This window comes from Streptococcus pseudopneumoniae, from assembly GCF_001074975.1.
Lineage (GTDB): Bacteria > Bacillota > Bacilli > Lactobacillales > Streptococcaceae > Streptococcus > Streptococcus pseudopneumoniae_D.
Genome location: NZ_JUUO01000020.1, coordinates 1 through 3,551 on the forward strand (window position 1 = coordinate 1; position 3,551 = coordinate 3,551).

At 35.0% G+C, this 3,551-nt stretch carries 3 protein-coding genes; 2 read left to right on the plus strand and 1 reads right to left on the minus strand.

Translation table 11 applies throughout. The features are described 5' to 3' along the window. Positions 1–91 (plus strand): IS3 family transposase (locus ADI86_RS00960; RefSeq protein WP_049531414.1); only part of this gene is annotated, 91 nt, incomplete at its 5' end. 47 nt (positions 92–138) lie between these two features. Here the strand turns inward: ADI86_RS00960 and ADI86_RS00965 are convergent. Then, positions 139–2,781 (minus strand): YhgE/Pip family protein, encoded by a 2,643-nt coding sequence (locus tag ADI86_RS00965; RefSeq protein ID WP_049531415.1) that lies wholly within the window; start codon positions 2,779–2,781, stop codon positions 139–141. 127 nt (positions 2,782–2,908) lie between these two features. Here ADI86_RS00965 and ADI86_RS00970 point away from each other — a divergent pair, with 127 nt between their 5' ends. Continuing rightward, complete coding sequence (locus tag ADI86_RS00970) at positions 2,909–3,451, plus strand: TetR/AcrR family transcriptional regulator (RefSeq protein WP_000665088.1); 543 nt, start codon at positions 2,909–2,911, stop codon at positions 3,449–3,451. Positions 3,452–3,551: the final 100 nt, after the last annotated feature.

A 3,551-nucleotide genomic window follows, 5' to 3' on the forward strand; every position in this document is an offset into this window, starting at 1 on the left:
AGACTATATTGATTATTACAACAACAAACGAATTAAGGTAAAACTAAAAGGACTTAGTCCTGTGCAGTACAGAACTAAATCCTTTACTTAAATTATTTGTCTAACTTTTGGGGATCAGTACATTGCTTGGTCGATTTTTTAATCTTCTTCCATTTTCTTAGGTTGATAGGCTAGCATACCTAAACCAGTAAATAGAGCTAGTATCACGGCAAGGAAAATGACTTGATGATGAATATTTCCTGTCATAGAGATTGTTCGTCGTAATCCCGAAACCGAATAACTCATTGGTAACCAAGGATTAATAGCTCTAAAGAAATCATTTGTCAAAGCAAGTGGATAAGTACCTGCACTTGACGCCAACTGTAATAAAAGCAAAATAAGCGAGAAGAAGGCTCCTATACGGCTATTCCACGTTGTTAAAGCTGTCACCATAGACATAAATACTAAACTTGTTAGGATAATGAGAATAAATGTTCTCATCTCATGATTAGCCGTTAGACCAATAAGATGAACTCCTCCATATACCAAAATTCCTGCTAAAACAGCTATAATACCATTTATTTCAGCTCGAGATTTCAACCAAGCCCAGCGGCTCTCCGGATGACGTCCTGAAGGCAACTTCGCAAAGATCATATTCGTTGATATTGCTGCAACAAAGAGAGCAACTGATATCATATAAGGAGCCATTGCAATTCCATTTACAGGAACTTGATCATTGTCTGTTTTAGAGAGACTGAGAGGATTTGACAAAATCTCTGCATTTTTAGATTCTGTTGATGCTGACTTCAGTTGATCACTAGCATTACTCAATCCTTGTCCTAAAGAAGCAAGTCCTGTCTGTAAACCTTCCAATCCGGAAGTTAACTTTGTTCCACCTTCTGCTAGCTTTCCAGCTCCATCTGCCAATTTATTGGAGCCATTTTCTAACTGAGAAGCACCTGATAGTAACCGACTTGATTTGTCAGCTAGTTGGCTAGATCCTGACTGCAATTTATTAACTCCTGCTATCAATTCTTGACTCTTTTGATTCAATTGATTGGATCCGATTGATAATTTTTCAATACCAGATACTAATTCTGGAGTTTTTTCAACTAATTGACCAACTCCTTCTGTCAAGCTAGAAGATTTTTGTGTCAAGGTAGTTGATCCTGAAACTAGTTGGTCCAAACCACCTGTCAAGGTGGAATTTTTTTCACTTAGTTGACTTGCGCCTTGAGAAACTTTATCAACACCTGCAGTATATGCATTTACACCTGATCTAATAGACTGACTGTCAGAAACTAATTTGCTAGTAACATCTCCCTGTATTTCTGTTAATCCACTTGACAATCCTGTCAAAGAAGTAGAAGCAAGCGGTAATACTTGATTAGCTTTATTTTTTAAAGTAGAAAGATTAGAAGATTGATTTTGTAAGTTTTCTAAACTTCTCTGTAAACCTTGAACTAAAGCTACAATTGACTGTGCTGATTGAATACTATCAGTCGAATTTTGAGATACAGAGGCATTTATTTCAGCTTGTTGCTCACTTGTCAAGGATTGATAAGCTGCTGTCGATTGAATATTGGCTAATGTAGTCGCTTTATCAGACTGAGCACTTGCTAACATTTGATTAGAAAGAGATACTATACTTGATAAAACAGAATCTAATTGTTTTGTATCTCCAACATCAGTATTTTGAATAGTTTGATTTAACTGATTCAGACCAGAAGATAATTGATTAATTTGATCTTTTTGCTTAGACGAAGCCTCTAACTTGCTAGAAAGTTGTTGAATCCCTTCACTTAATTGCTCCACCCCCATTCGAAGTGTAGCTGATTGATTAGATAACTGATTAGCATCTGTTGCAAGACTTACCACTCCATTGGTGTAGGCACTAACACCAGATGAAAATTGATTAAGACCAGCATTAAGCTGAGAAACACCGCCAGTATAGGATTCTACACCAGTATATAATTGATTGATTCCTCCTACTAATTCAGGACTTTTAGAAGCTAATTGACCTAACCCACTATCTAATTGACTCACTGCACCAGTATATGTAACTAAACCACTATTAAAATTCCCTAAGCCAAGATGAAGTTGTTCAACACCAGAGACATAAGAGGATAATCCTTTAGTAAACTGTTCCGTTCCATTTGAAAATGTTAAACTTGAATCTGCTAAAGAGTGTAGGTTAGTAGTTAATGTTTGACTTCCTGTCGCTAACTGATTCGCTCCATCAGTTAATTTTTCACTACCAGAAGCTGCTTGACTCATCCCATCCTTTAAATCGACCATTTTGTTAAATAAAGCCTTAGTATAGGTCTCGGTTACATTAGTAGAAACATTCTGATTTAATTGTGTCATAGCAGAATCACTCATCTTGCTTGCAATAAAGCTATGACCACTTGAAGTCTGATAATCGATTTGCATTTGCTCTGGGTGATCCGTTAAAATAGAAGCTGCTTTTTCAGATAAATCACTTGGTAAAGTCACTACTATATAGTAATCGCCATTTTCTAATCCCTTCTCACCTTCTTCTTCATCTACAAAATGAAAATCCAATGTTCTATTTTCTTTTAAATTGGACACCATGTCTTTTCCTATAGACATGCTATTACCATTATAGGAAGCCTCTTTATCATTATTGACAACTGCCACAGGTAAGTCAGATAATTTCCCATATGGATCCCACATTGAGGATAAAAATATGATATTGTACAGAGCTGGAATAAGAGAAATTCCTATCATGACAATAATAAAGGCTGGTTTTTTAAAAATTGCTTTCCATTCTTTGAACATAGTTTCTCCTTTTTTAAACATATTGTCTAAAATTTTGATATAATAGATTATACATTAAAAAATCTAAATTACAAGATAAAAAATCTATTTTTAGACATATAGTCTAATTTGTTTACAAGGAGGAAATATGAAAGAAAGTAATAAACGCTTAAAAACAAAGCGAACTATTGAAAATGCTATGGTCCAATTACTAATGGAACAACCATTTGATCAAATTTCTACTGTCAAGTTAGCAGAAAAAGCCGGAATTAGTCGTTCCAGCTTCTATACTCACTATAAGGATAAGTATGATATGATTGAGCACTATCAAAGCAAGCTATTTCATACATTTGAATATATTTTTCAAAAACATGCTCATCACAAAAGAGATGCTATTTTAGAAGTATTTGAATATCTAGAGTCAGAACCACTTCTGGCTGCCCTTCTTTCTGAAAATGGGACCAAAGAAATCCAAAATTTCTTACGAAATAAACTTCATATCATGCTCAGTACAGATTTACAAAAGCGATTTATGCAACTGAATCTCAATACCACTGAATTAGAATATAGTAGCATCTATCTAACTCACGCACTTTTTGGTGTCTGCCAAACTTGGATTGCACATGGAAAAAAAGAAAGTCCTCAAGAAATAACAGACTTCCTTATGAAAATGCTTGGTGATACAAATTGATATAAAAAGGAACACAGCTGTGTTCCTTTTTATCTTATACTCCGCCAGTAGGACTCGAACCTACGACATCATGATTAACAGTCATGCGCTACTACCAACT

Excerpts from the sequence above, each read along its gene's own strand:
- ADI86_RS00965 (WP_049531415.1), bottom strand. The coding sequence starts at position 2,781 with ATGTTCAAAGAATGGAAAGCAATTTTTAAAAAACCAGCCTTTATTATT.
- ADI86_RS00970 (WP_000665088.1), top strand. The coding sequence starts at position 2,909 with ATGAAAGAAAGTAATAAACGCTTAAAAACAAAGCGAACTATTGAAAAT.